The organism is Bradyrhizobium monzae, assembly GCF_021458635.1.
Classification (GTDB): domain Bacteria; phylum Pseudomonadota; class Alphaproteobacteria; order Rhizobiales; family Xanthobacteraceae; genus Bradyrhizobium.
In genome coordinates this window covers 139098-157205 of record NZ_JAIRDQ010000004.1, presented here as the reverse complement: position 1 = coordinate 157205, position 18108 = coordinate 139098, and the positions used below count along the sequence as shown (strand labels likewise).

19 protein-coding genes and 1 tRNA gene are annotated in these 18108 nt (G+C 64.8%); 14 read left to right on the top strand and 6 right to left on the bottom strand.

Annotated features, from left to right (window positions below):
* Nucleotides 1–106 precede the first annotated feature (106 nt).
* The 5 genes from K3F49_RS17165 to K3F49_RS17145 all read left to right on the top strand — a co-directional run bounded on the left by K3F49_RS17165 (nucleotide 107) and on the right by K3F49_RS17145 (nucleotide 6160).
* Nucleotides 107–1213 carry a 2'-deoxycytidine 5'-triphosphate deaminase gene (locus K3F49_RS17165; RefSeq protein ID WP_234682135.1) on the top strand — a complete coding sequence of 369 codons (1107 nt, stop codon included), beginning with the start codon at nucleotides 107–109 and terminating at the stop codon, nucleotides 1211–1213.
* 149 nt (nucleotides 1214–1362) lie between these two features.
* A complete protein-coding gene (locus tag K3F49_RS17160) occupies nucleotides 1363–2832 on the top strand; it encodes a PQQ-like beta-propeller repeat protein (RefSeq protein WP_234682134.1) in 1470 nt (489 codons plus the stop codon).
* Nucleotides 2833–2990: 158 nt separating this feature from the next.
* Nucleotides 2991–3404 carry a PAS domain S-box protein gene (locus tag K3F49_RS17155; RefSeq protein WP_234682133.1) on the top strand — a complete coding sequence of 138 codons (414 nt, stop codon included), beginning with the start codon at nucleotides 2991–2993 and terminating at the stop codon, nucleotides 3402–3404.
* 104 nt (nucleotides 3405–3508) lie between these two features.
* Nucleotides 3509–4558 (top strand): hypothetical protein, encoded by a 1050-nt coding sequence (locus K3F49_RS17150; RefSeq protein ID WP_234682132.1) that lies wholly within the window; start codon nucleotides 3509–3511, stop codon nucleotides 4556–4558.
* 165 nt (nucleotides 4559–4723) lie between these two features.
* Nucleotides 4724–6160 (top strand): MATE family efflux transporter, encoded by a 1437-nt coding sequence (locus K3F49_RS17145; RefSeq protein WP_234682131.1) that lies wholly within the window; start codon nucleotides 4724–4726, stop codon nucleotides 6158–6160.
* 97 nt (nucleotides 6161–6257) lie between these two features.
* On the opposite strand, the gene K3F49_RS17140 is transcribed toward K3F49_RS17145, so the two are convergent.
* From K3F49_RS17140 to K3F49_RS17120, 5 genes are all read right to left on the bottom strand, one after another.
* Nucleotides 6258–6647 carry a hypothetical protein gene (locus K3F49_RS17140; RefSeq protein WP_234682130.1) on the bottom strand — a complete coding sequence of 130 codons (390 nt, stop codon included), beginning with the start codon at nucleotides 6645–6647 and terminating at the stop codon, nucleotides 6258–6260.
* Between the two features lie 115 nt (nucleotides 6648–6762).
* Nucleotides 6763–7161, bottom strand: a complete 399-nt coding sequence (locus K3F49_RS17135) for an SRPBCC family protein (protein ID WP_234682129.1) — start codon at nucleotides 7159–7161, stop codon at nucleotides 6763–6765.
* A gap of 188 nt (nucleotides 7162–7349) precedes the next feature.
* Nucleotides 7350–7709, bottom strand: a complete 360-nt coding sequence (locus K3F49_RS17130) for a VOC family protein (RefSeq protein WP_234682128.1) — start codon at nucleotides 7707–7709, stop codon at nucleotides 7350–7352.
* Nucleotides 7710–7765: 56 nt separating this feature from the next.
* A complete protein-coding gene (locus K3F49_RS17125; RefSeq protein WP_234682127.1) occupies nucleotides 7766–8605 on the bottom strand; it encodes a helix-turn-helix transcriptional regulator in 840 nt (279 codons plus the stop codon).
* Nucleotides 8606–8614: 9 nt separating this feature from the next.
* The gene (locus K3F49_RS17120; protein WP_234682126.1) at nucleotides 8615–9193 is read right to left on the bottom strand and encodes a methylated-DNA--[protein]-cysteine S-methyltransferase; all 579 of its coding nucleotides are present in this window, start codon (nucleotides 9191–9193) and stop codon (nucleotides 8615–8617) included.
* A 176-nt stretch (nucleotides 9194–9369) separates the two neighbouring features.
* Here K3F49_RS17120 and K3F49_RS17115 point away from each other — a divergent pair.
* Nucleotides 9370–9443 (top strand) — tRNA-Gly (locus K3F49_RS17115).
* Nucleotides 9444–9499: 56 nt separating this feature from the next.
* Here K3F49_RS17115 and K3F49_RS17110 read toward each other — a convergent pair.
* Nucleotides 9500–10492, bottom strand: a complete 993-nt coding sequence (locus K3F49_RS17110; RefSeq protein ID WP_234682125.1) for an alpha/beta fold hydrolase — start codon at nucleotides 10490–10492, stop codon at nucleotides 9500–9502.
* A 172-nt stretch (nucleotides 10493–10664) separates the two neighbouring features.
* Here K3F49_RS17110 and K3F49_RS17105 point away from each other — a divergent pair, with 172 nt between their 5' ends.
* From K3F49_RS17105 to K3F49_RS17070, 8 genes are all read left to right on the top strand, one after another.
* On the top strand, nucleotides 10665–11246 hold the full coding sequence (locus K3F49_RS17105) for a helix-turn-helix domain-containing protein (protein ID WP_234682124.1): 582 nt from the start codon (nucleotides 10665–10667) through the stop codon (nucleotides 11244–11246).
* Nucleotides 11246–11758, top strand: a complete 513-nt coding sequence (locus tag K3F49_RS17100; RefSeq protein WP_234682123.1) for a GNAT family N-acetyltransferase — start codon at nucleotides 11246–11248, stop codon at nucleotides 11756–11758. The genes K3F49_RS17105 and K3F49_RS17100 overlap by 1 nt, the downstream gene beginning before the upstream one ends.
* Nucleotides 11759–11760: 2 nt before the next feature.
* A complete protein-coding gene (locus K3F49_RS17095) occupies nucleotides 11761–12222 on the top strand; it encodes a GNAT family N-acetyltransferase (RefSeq protein ID WP_234682514.1) in 462 nt (153 codons plus the stop codon).
* A gap of 86 nt (nucleotides 12223–12308) precedes the next feature.
* Nucleotides 12309–13352, top strand: coding sequence for a LacI family DNA-binding transcriptional regulator (locus K3F49_RS17090; RefSeq protein ID WP_234682122.1), 1044 nt, complete (start codon nucleotides 12309–12311; stop codon nucleotides 13350–13352).
* A 134-nt stretch (nucleotides 13353–13486) separates the two neighbouring features.
* Nucleotides 13487–14941 carry a xylulokinase gene (gene xylB, locus K3F49_RS17085; protein ID WP_234682121.1) on the top strand — a complete coding sequence of 485 codons (1455 nt, stop codon included), beginning with the start codon at nucleotides 13487–13489 and terminating at the stop codon, nucleotides 14939–14941.
* The gene (gene xylA / locus K3F49_RS17080) at nucleotides 14942–16264 is read left to right on the top strand and encodes a xylose isomerase (RefSeq protein WP_234682120.1); all 1323 of its coding nucleotides are present in this window, start codon (nucleotides 14942–14944) and stop codon (nucleotides 16262–16264) included. It abuts the gene before it with no gap.
* A gap of 8 nt (nucleotides 16265–16272) precedes the next feature.
* The gene (locus K3F49_RS17075) at nucleotides 16273–17031 is read left to right on the top strand and encodes an ATP-binding cassette domain-containing protein (protein ID WP_234682119.1); all 759 of its coding nucleotides are present in this window, start codon (nucleotides 16273–16275) and stop codon (nucleotides 17029–17031) included.
* Nucleotides 17031–18101, top strand: a complete 1071-nt coding sequence (locus tag K3F49_RS17070; RefSeq protein WP_234682118.1) for an ABC transporter permease — start codon at nucleotides 17031–17033, stop codon at nucleotides 18099–18101. Before K3F49_RS17075 ends, K3F49_RS17070 begins: the two co-directional genes overlap by 1 nt.
* The last annotated feature ends 7 nt before the right edge of the window (nucleotides 18102–18108 follow it).

The following is an 18108-nucleotide window of genomic DNA, read 5'->3' as shown; positions in this document are numbered from 1 at the left end:
CTCATATTCCGCAATGCCCTTTTCGTCAAGGCGTCCATCGGATAGCCGTAAAAGGCTAGTATTTCCCGCATGTCCGGATGTATTTGACCCCGATGAGGACCCCCGGTTGACGTTCACGGTTGCCGCCGACGCCAATGGTATCCTGCCCGACCGCATGATCGCGGCGATGGCGGAAGCGGGCCTCATCCTGCCTGCATACGATTTCGTCGAAAGCCAGATCCAGCCGGCGAGCCTCGATCTGCGCCTCGGCGACATCGCTTACCGCGTACGTGCGAGCTTCCTGCCCGGCCCCGGCGCCACCGTCGCCGAGCGCATCGACCAGTTGAAGCTGCACGAGTTCAGCCTCGCCGACGGCGCGGTGCTGGAGACCAACTGCGTCTACATCGTGCCGCTGCTCGAGAGCCTTGCGCTGCCGCCGGAGATTGTCGCGGCTGCCAACCCGAAAAGCTCGACCGGCCGTCTCGACGTCTTCACCCGCGTGATCGCCGATGGCACGCGCCGCTTCGACATGATCGGCGCCGGTTACCACGGCCCGCTCTATGCCGAGATCAGCCCGAAGACGTTTCCGGTGCTGGTCAGCGAAGGTTCGCGCCTGTCGCAGGTCCGTTTCCGCACCGGCGACGCCATCCTTAATGCCGACGAGCTCGACGCGCTGCATGCGTCCGAGCGCCTCGTCGATATCGACGATGCGGATCTTACCGGCGGCGTTGCCGTCTCCGTCGATCTCTCCGGCGAGAAAAGCACAGGCTTCGTCGGCTACCGCGCCAAGCGCCACACTGGTGTGGTCGATGTCGATCGTCGCTCCGGCTACGCGGTCGAGGATTTCTGGGAGCCGATCTCGGCCCGTCCCGACGGCAGCCTGATCCTCGATCCCGGCGAGTTCTATATCCTCGCCTCGAAAGAGGCGGTGCAGGTGCCGCCCGATTACGCCGCGGAGATGGTGCCGTTCGATCCGCTGGTCGGCGAATTCCGCGTGCACTATGCCGGATTCTTCGATCCCGGCTTCGGCTATGCCGGCGCCGGCGGCCAGGGCGCGCGCGCCGTGCTGGAAGTGCGCTCGCGCGAAGTGCCGTTCATCCTCGAGCACGGCCAGATCGTCGGCCGCCTCGTCTACGAGAAGATGCTGGCCCGCCCCGATGCCATGTACGGCCAGCGCATCGGCTCCAACTACCAGGCGCAGGGCCTGAAGCTGAGCAAGCATTTTCGGGTGTAGCCACTTCTCGCCGCAGATGAAGCCCGCAAAAACGCTCGGGATTCGGAGCGATTTGTTCATTTTTTGCGACTTAGGGTCGCGTCGTTAAATCGGGATCAGCCGAAGACGCATCGCAATCGAAGCCCAGCATGCGATCAAGATCGTTCCTTTTGCTCGCCGTGGCCATCGCCGTTGAGCTTGTCTCGGCGGCATTGCCACGAGTCGGGACGGCGGCCGAAGCTCCACCGGGCTTTGTGGCCGTTACGCAGCTCGGGCCTGAACACACGCAGGCCATCGAGATTGCCCCAAGCCGAAGCTGGTTTCTGACGGGAACCCAGGCCACGATCGTTATCTCGGACCTGAGAACCGGTGCCATTCTTCGCGAACTGACGTCGGGCGAGTCCGCCAGGTTCACGCGCATGGCCATTTCCGCCGACGGACGTGTTGTCCTTGCGCGGCTTGCCCGGGATACGGTCGATGACACCGAGACGATGGGCTGGTCGGCAGAGACCGGTGCGCCAATCGAGGATGCGGCAGCACTCGCTCTGCCCCTTGATGCCAGCAATTGGACCTGGATCGAGCGCAAGCGGCCGTCGCCGTGGCCGTTCGACGTCCCACACGACTTGCAGGCAGAGAAAAACTATCTAGTCGATCAGCGATTGGCCTCTCTGGTCAGCTTGGAGAAAGTGCAGAGTGTCGAGCTGACGGATCGCCAGGGCATCATTCAGGTAACGACTGGCGGCGAGGCGCAGGACGAGGCTGAAGAAGAGGTCTGGGCTTACCATGTTTATTTTATTGACCTGGCCCAAAAGAAGATCGTCGCCGACGCATCCGGAAAGACGCTGCACACCTTTTGCGGCAGGCCGCACGGCGCCTTCGCGTTCGATGGGCAACATCTCCTCCTTGCACCGACCGAACTCGACGCGAGCAGCTCGAATATCAATGCGCTGCTGGTTGACATGCAGTCGGTGCCGCCGCTGCTCAAATGGAGCCGGCCTTGCCAGGATACTCAAGTTTCCGGCATGGAGTTTCGGCGCGGATTGGTTGTCGTGTGGGCAACGCCCGATCAGGTCACGCTATGGGACCCGGCGACGGCCCGCCGTATTATCCATATCGACGATATCCATGGCAGCGAGGTGCTCACCTGGTCCTCTGATCTCACGACATTCGCGACCGGCTTCCATGAGCAGCGCACTGTCGCAGATCCACACACATATGGCGTTGCGGTCATTAGATCCGGCAGGAAGCTGTTCTTTCCGACCGATGCAGAAATCTCCGAGATCCGCCTTGGTGAGGACGGGAGCAAGGTATTTGTTCGGACCGATAGCGGGTGGTCGGCATGGGATGCGTCGACAGGCGCCAAGCCATCATCCTTTGCCGTCCCCGCTGCCACTCGCTCAGAGGACGACCGCTACGACTGGGAAGTGGCGCCGGCTTCAGCTCAGTCGCTTACGTTAAGGGACAAGGCGTCGGGGCGACTTCTTTGGCAGGCAACCGCGAGCGATGGCGCTGCCCAACGGGATTTCCTGATTGTGCAGTATGCTGATGGCCGGGTGCTTGCGTCCGAGGGCGCGGAGGACCTGGTCAAGTTTGTGAGAGGCTTCGAGGTGCTTCCGTTTGAGGTGTCGCGGCGTCAATAATGTCGTCGCCAAAGGGCCAAAGACGGTGACGATTTTCGGACCACCTAGGCAACGCCTTGCAGCCCGGTTGGAGCGCAACAAGATCCGGGAACTCTCGCGACAAGGATCCCGGATTGCACTGCGCTCGATCCGCGCTACATTTCGTCTGAGGTGGCGCCATGACCGATCAATCCCAACTCGATGCAAACATCCTCGACGACGTCGCCGACGCCCTGATTTATTCGGATCGCTCCGGCACCATCACGCGCTGGAATCGCGCATCGACCGCGCTATTCGGCTTCACTGCGGAGGATGCGCTGGGCCAAAACCTCGATCTGATCATTCCCGAGCATCTGCGCGCCGCGCACTGGAAGGGCTTCGAGGCCGCGCTCGCGAATGGCGCGATGAAGCTTGCGGGCCGGCCGACGCTCACTCGCGCGCTGCACAGAAGCGGACGCAAGCTCTACATTGAGATGACTTTTGCGCTGGTGCGGGACGCCGGCGGCAACGTGGTCGGATCGGTCGCGATGGCGCGTGACGCCACCGAGCGCGTCGAGCGCGAGCGCGCCGCCAAAGCGTCGCAAAATTCGTGATGCGGAATTGATGGGCCGTCGTGCAGGGCGCCCTGCATGACCGTCCGGTTGCCAGTCTCGGGACGCAGTGACACACTCGATCAAAACAACGATCGGGAGCGAGCATGACCGCAGCAGACGCCGCGCAGGACGCGCAATGGAAACGTTGGCGCGCGGTCGCCGACCTCTATCACGCTTATTTCACCGGCCTGATCCTCACCGTGGTCACGCGGCGCGGCACGGCTGACGCCGCTGAATTCGTCTTCCGCGTGTTTCGACGTCAGCAGCAGGAGCGCTTCCTGCCGGGCTTGCAAAAGCTCGGCCTCAGCCATCTGCCGCCGGCCGTGGCGGCCGCGCAGTATCACTATCTCTCCAACTGGATCGGCGGCGTGCACGTCGAATACATGCATGAGAGCGACACCAAGGCCTGGATCCGCTATCCGCCGCCGCGCTGGATCTGGAAGGGCACCGCGATCTGCGGCGTGCCCGGCGCGGTCTCCCGCGCGATGCTGCGCGGCTGGCACGCCAATAACGGCGTTGCGCTCGGCGACCTCCGCCTGGGCTTCGTCTGCACCAAGCAGAGCGTCGACGGCCAGGACGGGCTCGAAGGTTACTACCACCAATACGACCATCCGCTCGAGCTCGACCAGCGCCTGGTGTTCGCGCGGCACCTCGAAGCCCCTGCATTCGACGCGAAGACGGCACCAGCTCTGCCAGTGTCGAGCTGGCCGAAGCCACGCCTTGAAAAGGCCTATCGCAACTACGCGATGGAGTATGTCCGCACGGCAGCACCGGTGATGGTGCAGCTGCTCGGGCCGGAAGACGCCGGCTATCTCCTGCACCTCACCGGCAAGCTGATCGGCATGCAATATTTCGACGAGGTCGCGGCCGCGCTGTCGGCGACACGCGGAGGTGCGAGCGAGTTCGCATCCTTCCTCAACGCGCTGTTCGCTGCGCAAGACGATGCGGCAGAGACCACGACGTCCGAAGGCACTTGCGAAATCCGTCAGCAGAGCTGGAAGCTGATGGACGACGTCGCCGATTATCACCGCGCCTGCGCAAAAGTGCTGGAGGGGCTGTTCGAGGGGCTGGCTGCCGGATGCGGCCGGCATATCGGCGTACACTTGCGCCCAACGGCAGGCGGCCGGCCGCCGCTGATCTGGACGGTCGGTTAATTCCGCCGCTTGAAATGCGCTGCCGCAGGGCACGCCTGCACCTGACGCAGGAGGAATCGGCCGCGACCGTGCTAACAAGTATCGACGCGCCTTTCGCGCGAGTAAATTCATTGGCACACCTAAGCATTGCCGCGCCGCAATTGGCGCTTTTGCCCGGGAGAGGAAATGACGGACATCGCCGAGATCCCGGTCGATGAGGAAGAACGTCCGCTGCCACCGTCGCGGCGCCCAGTACGGAGCGCGCTGACCGACGGGCCGATTCTGCGCACGCTGCTCAGTCTCGCCTGGCCGAACGTGGTCGCGCTGTCCGCCGGCACCTGCGTGGTGATCGCGGAGACCTCCTATATCGGGCGCCTCGGTGTGGAAGCGCTGGCCGCGATGGCGCTGGTGTTTCCGACAGTGATCCTGACCATGACCATGTCGGGCGGTGCCATGGGCGGTGCCGTAGCGTCGGCCATCGCCCGTGCGCTCGGCGCCGGCGATCGCGAGCGCGCCGGGACGCTGGCCGCGCATGCGCTCCTGATCGGCATCACCTTCGGCCTCGTATTCATGCTGGGCATGCTGATCTTCGGGCCCCAGGTGCTCACGATGCTCGGCGGCCGCGGCGACGTGCTGACGCATGCGATCGCCTACACGCAGGTGTTTTTCGGTGGCGCCGTGCTGCCCTGGTTGCTCAACACCATGGCCGGCGTGCTGCGCGGTACCGGCAACATGAAGCTGCCGTCGCTTCTGATTCTCAACTCCGCGGTCTGGCAGATCGTGCTCGGCGGCACGCTGGGCCTCGGGCTCGGACCCATGCCGCAACTCGGCATGCGCGGCGTCGCCGCCGGCGCGCTGATCGCCTACTCCATGAACATCTGCGTGATGGGCTGGTATCTGTTTTCCGGCCGTGCGCGCATCGTTCCAAAACTGCGCGGGCTGCGTATCCAATGGGCGATGTTCTTCGACATCCTGAAGGTCGGCGCCATCGCCTGCTTCTCGCCGTTGCAATCGGTGCTGACGATCTCGATCTTCACCCATATGCTGGCCAAATTCGGCACCGCGATTCTCGCCGGCTACGGCATCGGCGCGCGGCTCGAATTTTTGCTGACCTCGATCGCGTTTTCGTTCGGCATCGCCTCGGTGCCGATGATCGGTATGGCGGTCGGCGCCGGCCGCATCGGGCGTGCGCGCCGCATCGCATGGATCGCGGGCGCGAGCGCCTTCGTCGCTGTCGGCGCACCGGCCTGCCTCGTTGCGCTGTTCCCCGACCTCTGGGTCAACATATTCACGGACAGCGCGACGGTGCGCGCGACCAGCCATCAATATCTGTCGACGGTGGCGCCGTTCTACGCCTTCATCGGCCTCGCCTCGACGATGTACTTCTCGTCGCAGGGTGCAGCCAAGGTGATCGGCCCGGTGCTGGCGCAGACCGCACGACTGATCTACATCGCGACGACCGGCTGGTGGCTGTCGACGCACGATGCGACGGCGCAAAACTTTTTCTGGCTCGCCGCGAGCTCGATGGTCGTGCTCGGCCTGCTCTCGTGCTCCAGCGTGGTGCTGACACGCTGGGGGCCGCGCGAAAACAAGGTCGCTATCCGTCCGGCGCTGATGAGCTAGAGCATGATCCGGAAAAGTGCGAAGCGGTTTTCCGGAAAGATCATGCGCAAACGACCGCCTGAAGCGCGATGACGATTCATCCAAATCTCATCGCGCTTTAGTGATGCTTGTGATGTCGGTGGCCACCACCGCCGAAATTCGCCATGCTCATCATTTGCGGGAGCATCGCCATCATCTGGCTGGCTGCGGGGCTGCCGAGCATGCTCATCATGTCGCCGCCGCCCATGCCGCCCATCATGCCGCCTAATCCGCCGCCGCCATTTTCCATCATCGGGCCCATGGTCTGCATCAATGCAGCGAAGCGGCGCTTGCCCATCTTGGCCTTCATCATCTCAAGCATTGGCGCCATCTGGGTCATCATGTCCTGACCCCCGGCGTCTCCGCCGCCACCAAAGCCGGCGAACTGCGCCCGCGCCGGTGTGTTCGTGATTGAAAACAGCAGCAGCACCGCGGCTGCTGCGCAGATCAGCTTGTTGGCACCTCTCATGACCAGCTCCTCGCCTATGGCGCTCCGCCGCGACAGCAGAGCCGACCGGACGTATCGCCGTTATGGTTAGAGCGGACACGGCAAGTGCTCTGTGAGGAAAATCACAGAGCAGATGTCAGCCCGCTGACGGAAAGGCCCTCAGCATGGCGTTGACGGCTTCCTTGGTCTGGCCTTCAACGTAAGGCGCGAGTTCATTCGGCAGCATGTCGATGATCCAGACCAGGCGGCATTTCGCGTCGCCCTCGGCGATCACCTGCACCGAGGCGCTGTAGTGCTTCAGCCGCTCGTTGTCGATCGCGTAGGCCAGCCGCTGCCGCGCGTCGTCGCAATCGACCAGCACCTCGCGCGCCACCGAGCCGTTGGCGAAGGTGACGATGCGCGCATCGCCGTCGAGCTGGCAGGCAGTGACGAAGCCCGGCACCAGTCGCCGATGCAGCGCGCCGAAATCGCGCACCGCGTCCCAGACGTCGTGGGCCGGAGCGGGGAGAGGGACGTCGTTGTGGATGGAGGCCATGGTATGTCCTTGAATGCAGTGTCTCTGATTTCGCGAGCTGTCGCCACGAACGCCGTCATTGCGAGCGCAGCGAAGCAATCCAGAGATGTTTCTGCGGAGACAGTCTGGATTGCTTCGTCGCATCAGCGCAAAATTGCTCCGCAATTTTGTCGCGAGCTCCTCGCAATGACGGAGCAAGTGGCAAATACTCAGCTACAAACCGCCTCGACATTGTTGCCATCGGGATCGATCAAAAACGCCGCGTAATAGGTCGGGCTGTAATCCTTGCGCGGTCCGGCGCCGCCATTGTCATGGCCGCCACTTTTCAGGCCCTCGCTGTGAAATGCCTTCACCGCGTCATGGTCCTTGGCGCGAAACGCGATATGTGCGCCGTCGGCCTTGCGGCCCTTGTTCAGATGCAGCCAGAGCGCCGGCTCGCCCTTCGGCCCGAAGCCGGCATAGCCGTCGCCGCTCGAGCACAGGACGTAGCCGAGCGGCGCCAGCACCGCGGTGTAGAAACGCGTGGCGGCGTCAAGGTCGGCAACGCGCAGTCCGATATGGTCGTACATGGTCATCTCCATTGCAAAGCGCGCCGCATCGTGGCGCGCGCCGGAGACGACCCTAGTCAGTTGAGGGCAAACTGCTCTTGGAGAATCTTGCGCTTCCCCTTTGACGCCTGCCGGAACTTCGTCGGCGACATGCCGGCGGCGCGATGGAAGGTGCGAACGAAGTTGGAGAGGTCGCCGAAGCCGACGTCATAGGCGATGTCGGTGACCGCGATGGCGTCGTCGGTGAGCAGGCGCGCCGCGTGCCGCAGCCGCGAGCGCACCAGATATTGATGCGGGGTCACGCCGAGCACGTTGGAAAACAGCCGCAGGAAATGGAACGGGCTCAGATCGGCCAGGCGTGCGGCCTGCTCGAGATCGATCTCGGCCTGCGAATTGTCGTCGATCCACAATGCGGCCTCGACCGCGCGGCGGCGGTCGCGCGCCGTCGGTGCCACCTGCCTGCGCGGCTTGCCCGAGACCACGTCGACAAAGCGGCTCGCAAAAATCTGGCCGACCTCGTCAAGGCCCAGATCGCTGTTGCCATCTGCCGCCGTCTGGGCGAGCTCGCCCAGCACCATCAGTTCGGGCAGCGGGGGCGTCGCGCCGACCTGCCACATCTCGCGCCGGCCGCCGATCGTCTCGACCAAATCCTCGCTGAAGAAGAACGACAGGCAGACGTCGCCGCAGACATGCTCATGCGTGCAGGTGTATTCGTCGCCGGGCGCGCCGACCAGCAGCGAGCCCGCCACCAGTTCGAAGAAGCCGGCGCGGCAATGGCAGCCGAAGCTTCCCGAGCGGACATAGGCGATGGAATGACCGGTGCGGCACTCGGCAAACGGTTGATCGCCCGGTCCCGCGTTGCAGCGAAACTCGGAGACCGTCATTGCCTGTGACGTCAGCAGCGTGGTCGCATCCATTGCACCTATCTAGGTAGGTGAACGCGGCGGGGCAACGGGCAGCAGCACCTCGAACAGCGTCTTGCTGGCGATCGGATGGGCGCCTTCGAGCGCCAGCAGCCGCCGCTTGGAAATCACCCCGCCGTAAGGCGAGATCCGGTCGGCATAGCCGCCGGCTTCGAGAACCCGGTGGCAAGGCACGATGATCATGTAGGGATTTTTGGAAATCGCCTGCGCCACCGAATGCCCGGCGCCGGACGCGCCCAGCGCCTTGGCGATCTCGTGATAGGTGCGCGTCTCCCCGCGCGGGATGGTGCAGGCATATTCGTAGACCCGCCGGTTGAAGGCCGGCACGTCGCCGGCGTCGAGGCTGACGTCGGAAAAATCAGGATCGCTGCCCTGCAGCAAAGTGACGATGCCCTCGATCGCAAGCTCCGCGTTGAGCGGCACTGCCTGCTCGCGCGCCTCGGGATGGACCTGGAAAATCCGGCGGCGGGTGTCGATCTCCCGCGCCTCCGGCAATTGCACGGCGACCACTCCGGAATCGCTCCAGACGATGCCGCAACGGCCTATGGCCGTGTCGAATATCGCGTAAGCACGCCCCACCATGCGCACGCCCCACACGCTGTACGTTTCTTAACCCCTGCAGCGATCATAACACCGCCACAATTCGGCGCACCTGGAATCTTACCGAGACGTTAACAACCGTCCGGCCTGACGCGCCAAAGCGCTTGGCGCCGGACACCGTCTCGGCTAATCAGGACGGGCGCAGGACACGCGCATAAGCGGGCGTAGTTCAATGGTAGAACGGCAGCTTCCCAAGCTGCATACGAGGGTTCGATTCCCTTCGCCCGCTCCAAATCCCTGCATCGCATAGAGCAAAAGCGTATCGACAAGCTGGGATAGCGGCCGTCCTTAGTTCGGCAGGCTCCGCAAAAACTCCAAAAGCGCCGCGTTCACCTCGGCCGGCCGCTCCTGCTGCGTCCAGTGTCCGCAGCCCGGCAGCATCTTGATGTCGCGCAGTTGCGGCACAGACTGCTTCATGTTGGCGATCTGCTCGGCGGCGCCGGGGAAGGCGACGACCATGTCGTGGTCGCCGGCGATGTAGAGCGAGGGCACGACCACCTTCACGCCCTCGAACGCTCCCATCAGCTCCCAGTTGCGATCGATGTTGCGGTAGTAGTTGAGCGGTCCGCGGAAACCGCTGCGGGCGAATTCGCCGCCGTAATAATCGAGATCGGCGGCGCTCAGCCATGATGGCAGCGGCACCGGCACCTTCGGCAACATGCCGTCCTTGCGCGAGACCATGCCGACCCCGACGGTCCGCCCCTGACGCTCGGCATTGGCGCGGATCGCGGCTGCCCCTTCGCCGGAGCCGCCGAACAGCATGGCGCCGAGCGTTTTCCGCGGGTCTGCCTCGAACTCCGCTTCGGCCGCGCCCGGCTGCTGGAAGTATAGCTGATAGAACTGCGCGTCCTCCGTCTGCGGCATCACGCTGGTCGGCCGCACCGGGCTTCGCGGGCGATAGGGCACGCTGAGGATGGCGGCGGCGCGGAACCGATCGGGCCGCAGACGCGCGGTGTGCCAGGCAATTGTCGCCCCCCAATCGTGGCCGACGATGACGGCGTCCTTTGCCGCGTAGGCGTCGAGCACGCCGACGAGATCGCCGACCATGTGCAAGATCGTGTACTGGTCGATCGCCTCGGGCTTGTCGCTCTTGCCGTAGCCGCGCATGTCGGGCGCGACGGCGTGGTAGCCGGCCGCGGCCAGCGCTTCGAGCTGATGGCGCCAGGAATACCAGCCCTCGGGAAAGCCGTGGCAGAACAGCACCAGCGGGCCCTCGCCCTGTTCGGCGACGTTGAGGTTGACGCCATTGGCCTTGATGATCCGCTGCGTCGGTCCGCTCATGTCATCGCCTCCCGGTGCATTGCCATTGGATGCATCCTAAACCGTGCTGCCCGCCGCGCAAAGATTCCAATATATTAGCCCCTCGGTCCCGGCACGCGCCGCTCCTCCGGCTTAATCTCCTCTCGTCCGGCGGATGCGGTCCATGCGCCGGGCGATGTTCGGATCAGAGACCATGGACCAGCAAAAACTCGACAGGGCGATTGGTCGCCGATTGAAGATTCTGAGGACGCAGGCCGGCATGACCTTGAACGAACTCGCAACGCGCTCCGGTGTCAGCCGGGCCATGATCGGGCGGGTGGAACGGGCGCAAAGCAGTGCCACCGCTGCGCTGCTCAACAAGCTCTGTGCGGCGCTCGATGTCTCGCTGAGCGACGTCGTCGCGCTCTCGGAGAAGCCGCCGGAGCGGCTGACGCGGCTGGCCGACCAGCCGCAATGGCGCGATCCCGACAGCGGCTACCGGCGGCGTCATGCCTCGCCGGCCGATGCGGCGAGCGGCATCGAGATCATTGTCGTCGATTTGCCGGCCGGCGCGCGCGTGGCCTACAGCCCCTGGGGCCGCAACGCCTTCACCCAGCAACTCCTGATGCTGGAGGGGGCGGTCTGCGTCCATATCGACGCCAAGGCGGTGCGGCTGCGTGACGGCGACTGCCTCGACTTCGACGTGATGCGCTCGGTGACCTTCGAGAACGAAACCAAGCAGGATGCGCGCTACGTCATCATTACGCGGCGCGGCACGTCATATGGCAAAATGTGATGTCGCTGATCGTACGGGACGCCACGCTGGAAGATGCCGAGGATATTCTCGCCATCTACAATTTCGCGGCGATCAACACCACGGCGGTCTGGACCGACGGGCCGGCCGATCTCGGCTCGCGGCGCGACTGGATCCGCGCGCGGCAGCAGGCCGGCTATCCCGTGCTGGTCGCGATGAAGGGCAGGGACGTCGTCGGCTTCGCCTCGTTCGGCGATTTCCGTCCCTTTCCCGGCTATCGCCACACCGTGGAGAATTCGGTCTATGTCGACGAGCGGCATCATCGCGCAGGCATCGGCCGCAGCCTGGTTGCCGCGCTGATCGAGCGCGCTACGACGCTCAACAAGCATGCCATGATTGCGGGTATCGACGCTGCCAATGCCGGCTCGATCGGTTTGCACGTCTCGCTCGGCTTCATCGAGGTCGCCCGCATGCCGGAGGTCGGCTGCAAGTTCGGCCGCTGGCTCGATCTCGTGTTCATGCAGAAGGAGCTTGCGAGCGACGCAAGGCCATGACCATGCAGATTCGCGCCGGCGACACCTTCGATCCGCGCGTGGTCGCGCTGCTCGACCATCACGTCGCGGCGGCGCGGGCGCAGACTGCGCCGGGCAGTGCGCATGCGCTCGATCTCGCAGGTCTTCGCGCCAGCGACGTCGCGTTCTGGACCGGCTGGGACAGCGAGACGCTGGTTGCGACCGGCGCGCTGAAGACGCTTTCCGCCGCCCATGGCGAGGTGAAGTCGATGCACACGCTCCAGACCACGCGCCGTCGCGGCTTTGGTGGCCTGATGCTCCGCCACATCATCGCCGAGGCGCGCAAGCGCGACATCGAGCGCCTGAGCCTCGAGACCGGCTCGTGGGACTATTTCAAGCCGGCGCACGCGCTCTATCAGGACGGCTTCGTGCCTTGCGGCCCTTTCGAGGGCTATGTCGAGGACCCCAACAGTCTGTTTCTGACACTCGACCTGAGGGGCCGCTGAGGCCGGGCGCAACCGGGACTCGAAAAAATCGCCTCGCCCCTCAAAATGAGTTGCGTACCTCAAAACGCCTCTGCTAGCCTTCAGGCATGGCCGAAGAGACCGTCTCCGCCGCGCTGACGCTGAAGGACATCGCCCGCGAGGCCGGTGTCAGCCTGGCTACGGTCGATCGCGTCCTGCACAAGCGCCCGGGCGTGCGGCCGGATACGGTCCGGCGCGTCCAGGAGACGATCGCGCGCAATGCCTTCCAGCCGCATGTGGCCGCCGCCGAGCTGGCCCGCGGCCGCGCCCGCCGGTTTGCCTTCGTCATGCCGACGGGGGCGAACCCGTTCATGCAGCAGATCGAGGCCTATCTCGGCGAAATGTCGGCCTGGCTTTCGGCCCGCCGTCTCAACGTCGAGCTGATCAATACGGATGTGTTCGACCCGTCCGTGCTCGCCGCGTCGCTCGAGACGCTGTCGGGCGATTACGACGGCGTTGCCGTGGTGGCGCTGGATCATCCCGGCGTGCGCGCTGCGATCAACGATCTCGTCGATGCCGGCACCAAGGTGGTAACGCTGGTCTCGGATGTGCCGTCGTCGCGCCGCCACCATTATGTCGGCATCGACAACATCGCGGCCGGCCGCACCGCCGGCGCGCTGGTCGGGCGGCTGGTCGGCGAAAAGCCCGGCAAGGTCGCCATCATCGCGGGTTCGCAGGGCCTGCGCGACCATGCCGAGCGCATTTTTGGCTTCAACCAGGTGATGGCGTCGGAATTTTCGCACCTCGACATCCTGCCTCTGCTGGAGGGGCGGGACGAGGATGACCGCTCCGAGCAGTTGCTGTCGCGGCTGCTCGGCAAGCATCCTGACATCATCGGCCTCTACAATGTCGGCGCCGGTACGCAAGGCGTGGCCAAGGCCCTGACCGAGGCCGGCCGCGAGAAGCAGGTCGTCTTCATCGCCCACGATCTGACCGCCATGACGCGAAGACTGTTGCTGCAGGGCACGCTGGATGTCGCGATCTCGCAGAACCCCGGGCACGAGGCGCGCGCCGCCGTGCGCGTGCTGTTGTCGCTTGCGCGTAACGAGCCGATCTTGAGTGAACAGGAGAATATCCGCATCGACATCCTGATGCGGGACAATCTGCCGTAGCCGCAAGGCCGCGGTGCTCTGTGTTTTGAAGCGAGTGATTGCGGAAAGCGCGACGCCAGATCGTGTACCGCGGCAGTGATCCGGAAAAGTGTGCAGCTGTTTTCCGAACAGGTCACGAAGAGGGAGGGAAGACTTTGTATCTCGGAATAGACATCGGCACGTCCGGTGTGAAGGCGGTGCTTGTGAACGAGGTTGGCGCGGTTGTCGCGACGGCCGCGCGCGAGCTTGCGCTGTCGCATCCGCAGCCGCTGTGGTCTGAGCAGGACCCGGATGCCTGGGTCGAGGCCGCCATCGGCGCGGTCGACGATCTCGCGGCCGCTCATCCGCGTGACGTTGCTGGCGTGCGCGGCATCGGACTGTCAGGCCAGATGCATGGCGCGACCTTGCTCGGCGACGATGGCCGTCCGTTGCGCCCGGCGATCCTCTGGAACGACGGTAGGTCGCATGCCGAATGCGCCGTGCTGGAGCGGCGCTGCCCATCGTTGCACGGAATCGCGGGGAATCTCGCGATGCCCGGGTTCACCGCGCCAAAGCTGCTCTGGGTCTCGCGGCATGAGCCTGATGTTTTCGATCGCGTGGCAAAGGTGCTGCTCCCGAAGGCCTATGTCCGCTACCGCCTCACCGGTGAGATGGTCGAGGACATGTCGGACGCGGCCGGCACGCTGTGGCTCGATGTCGGCTTGCGCCGCTGGTCTCCCCTGCTGCTGCATGCCACCGGGCTCGAGCTGCATCACATGCCGCGCCTTGTCGAGGGCAGCGCAGTGAGCGCAGTGCTGGCGGGCGAATTCGCGCAGCGCTGGGGCATGGCGAAGGACGTCGTGGTCGCCGGCGGCGCTGGTGACAACGCCGCGAGCGCGATCGGGCTCGGCGCGATCGCGCCCGGCGATGCGTTTCTTTCATTGGGAACCTCGGGCGTTGTGTTCCGTGTCACCGATCGCTTTGCGCCGGCGCCGGCCGCGGCGGTGCATGCGTTCTGCCACGCCCTGCCGGGTCTCTGGCACCAGATGGGCGTGATGCTGTCGGCGGCCGCCTCGCTCGCCTGGCTTTCGGGCGTCATGGAGACGCCCGCCGCAGCGCTGCTCGCGCCGCTGGGCGAGCGTGTCGACGGGCCGAGCCCGGTCAAATTCCTGCCCTATCTCGACGGCGAGCGTACGCCGCACAACGATGCCGCCGCGAGCGGCGCCTTCGTCGGCTTGCGCGCCGCGACCGGCCGCGGCCAGATCGTCCAGGCCGTGCTCGAAGGCGTCGCCTTCGCCGCACGCGATAATCTGGCGGCGCTGAGCGCGGCAGGCGGAGCGATCACTGAAGTCGATCTCGTCGGCGGCGGCTCGCGCTCGCCGCTGTGGGCGCAGATTTGCGCCGACGTGCTCGGCATTGCCGTGCACCGCGTCGAGGAGGGCGAGGTCGGTGCCGCGCTCGGCGCCGCGCGGCTCGGCCGGCTTGCCGCCACCGGCGACGATCCCGCGCAAATCTGCACCCGCCCCCGACGGCTCGCCAGTTTCGTGCCCCGCGCCTCCGCAGCGTCCGCCTATGACGAGGCCTATCGCCGCTGGCGCGAGCTTTACCCCGCTCTGAAGGAGAGTCTTTAAGTGAACGCGTCAGCCAAATTCTTCGATGCAAGCACGCCTGTGGCCTTCGCCGGCAAGGAGGCGGGAAATGCGCCCGCCTTCCGCTGGTACGACAAGGACCGCATGGTTCATGGCCGCAGGCTGGAAGATCATTTGCGCTTCGCTGTCTGCTATTGGCATTCGTTCTGCTGGCCAGGCGCCGATCCGTTCGGCGGCGAGACCTTTCTGCGGCCCTGGCACCACGGCTCCGACCCGATGGCGATGGCGCGCGCCAAGGCCGATGTCGCTTTCGAGCTGTTCCGCCTGCTGGACGTGCCCTTCTTCACCTTCCACGACGTCGATGCGGCGCCTGAAGGCGCCTCGCTCGCCGAATCGGTCGCCAATCTCAACGCGATCGCGGATATCTTCGAGACAAAGATGGCTTCGGCAAAAGTCCGCCTGCTGTGGGGCACCGCGAACCTGTTCACGCACCGCCGCTACATGGCGGGTGCCGCGACCAATCCGGACCCCGAGATCTTCACCTATGCCGCCGGCCAGGTCCGCGCCGCGCTGGAGGTGACGCATCGGCTCGGCGGCCAGAACTATGTGCTGTGGGGCGGCCGCGAGGGCTACGAGACGCTGCTCAACACCGATCTCAAGCGCGAGCTCGACCAGCTCGGCCGCTTCGTCTCGCTCGTGGTCGAGCACAAGCACAAGATCGGCTTCAAGGGCCCGATCCTGATCGAGCCGAAGCCGAAGGAGCCGACCAAACATCAATATGATTTCGACGTCGCCACCTGTTACGGCTTCCTCGCGCGCTACGACCTGCTCAAGGACGTCAAGCTCAACATCGAGCAGAACCACGCCATCCTTGCCGGCCATTCCTTCCATCACGAGGTCGCGCTCGCCGAAGCGCTCGGCGTGTTCGGCTCGCTCGACATCAACCGCGGCGACGATCTGCTCGGCTGGGATACCGACCAGTTCGCGATGAATGTGGGCGAGCTGGCACTGGTGTTCCACGAGATCCTGAACCGCGGCGGCTTCACCTCGGGCGGGCTCAATTTCGACGCCAAGATCCGCCGCCAGTCGATCGATCCCGACGATCTCATCCATGCTCATGTCGGCTCGATGGACGCCTGCGCGCGGGCCTTCCTCGGTGCTGCCGACATGCTCGACGCCGGCGCCCTCACGGCGCCGCTCGCCGACCGCTACAATGGATGGGCAGGGGCCGAGGGCCGTGCCATTCTCGGCGGCCAGCGTTCGCTCGCCGATCTCTCCGACCGCGCGCTGGGCCCCGGCTTCGACCCGCAGCCGCGCTCGGGACGGCAGGAATATCTGGAATCTCTCGTCAACCGTTACGTCTGAGGTCGCTGATGGCAAGTGCTGACACAACACCGGTCCTCGAACTTACCGGCATCGGCAAGGAGTTCGGCGCCATCCGCGCGCTGCATGATGTCGATATGCATGTGCGGCCTGGCGAAGTGGTTGGCCTGATGGGCGACAACGGCGCCGGCAAGTCGACGCTGGTCAAGATCATCGCCGGCAATTTCCGACCCAGCCATGGCGAAATCCGCTTCGGCGGCAACGCGGTCCATTTCAACCGGCCCATCGACGCACGCGCGGTCGGGATCGAGGTCGTCTATCAGGACCTTGCGCTCGCCGACAATCTGACCGCCGCCGCCAACGTGTTTCTCGGCCGCGAGCTGAAGCGCAAATTCGGACCGATCGCTTTGCTCGACCACAAGGCCATGGCATCGCGTGCGCTGGATCTGTTCGGCGAGCTGCGTTCGGAGACGCGTCCCGACGATCTCGTCAAGCAGATGTCGGGCGGCCAGCGCCAGGCGGTGGCGATCGCGCGGACGCGGCTGTCAAACGCAAAACTCGTGATGATGGACGAGCCGACGGCGGCGATCTCCGTGCGCCAGGTCGAGCAGGTCTTGAGCCTGATCCACCGCCTGAAAGAGCAGGGCGTCGCCGTGATGCTGATCTCGCACCGCATGCCCGACGTGTTCGCGGTGTGCGACCGCGTCATCGTCATGCGCCGGGGCGAGAAACGGGCCGACAAGCCGATCCACGAGACGTCGCCAGAGGAAGTCACCGCCCTCATTACCGGCGCGAAGGAGGCGGCGTGATGGCCATGCCCTTGGAATCCCCGGTCACGTTCTCGAACGTCGGCAAGACCAAATGGTGGCGGCGCGGCATCTTTGCTTCGCAGACCGGCTACGTGCTGGCGGCACTCCTGGTGCTGATGCTCGTGATGCATTTTGCCAGCCCGTATTTCTTCACGGAGGGCAACATGCAGAACGTGGCGAAGAACTTTTCGTTCATCGCCATTGCTACGCTCGGAATCACTTTCGTCATCATCACCGGCGGCATTGATCTCTCCGTCGGCTCGATGATGTGTTTTTCTGCGATGATTACCTCCATGGTCATGGTCGAGCTGTCGGCGCCGGGATCGGCGTTCGTCCATTTGGCCGCCGATGGCAAGACGGTCGTCGCCAATGTGCCCGGACTGATTCTCGTGATCTCGGTGCTCGCGGGGCTGTGCGCCGCGTTGATCGTCGGGCTCGTCAACGGTTTCTGCATTGCGGTGCTCGGGCTGTCGCCCTTCGTCACCACGCTCGGCATGCTCTCGATCGTGCGTGGACTGGCCTATGTCGTCTCGAACGGTCGTGGCAGCTTTCCAGGTGGGCCCGATGCCGATTATTTCTACGCGCTGACTTCGGGCGACGTGTTCGGCGTGCCCGCACCCTTCATCTACCTGATGATACTCGCCGCCGTGATGGCGATTGTGCTGCATCACACCAGTTTCGGCCGCCACGTCTTCGCGCTCGGCGGCAACGAGAAGGCGGCGGAGCTGACCGGCATCCCGGTCGTGCGCGTGAAGATCGAGGTCTACGTGATCTGCGCGCTCGCCACCGGCCTGCAGGGCATCATCATCTCTGGCTGGCTGGGATCCGCGCCCGCCAACATGGCGACCTCCTACGAGCTCAACGTCATTGCGGCGGCGGTTATCGGCGGCGCCAATCTCGCCGGCGGCCTCGGTGGCCCGTTGGGTGCCATCGTCGGCTGCGTGCTGCTCGAAGTGATCCGCAACGGCCTCGTGCTCGCGCAGGTCAACTCCTACTGGCAGCAGACGCTGGTCGGCGTGATCATCATCCTTGCCGTGCTGGTCGACCGCATCCGCTCGCGCATGACTTAACCAGTTT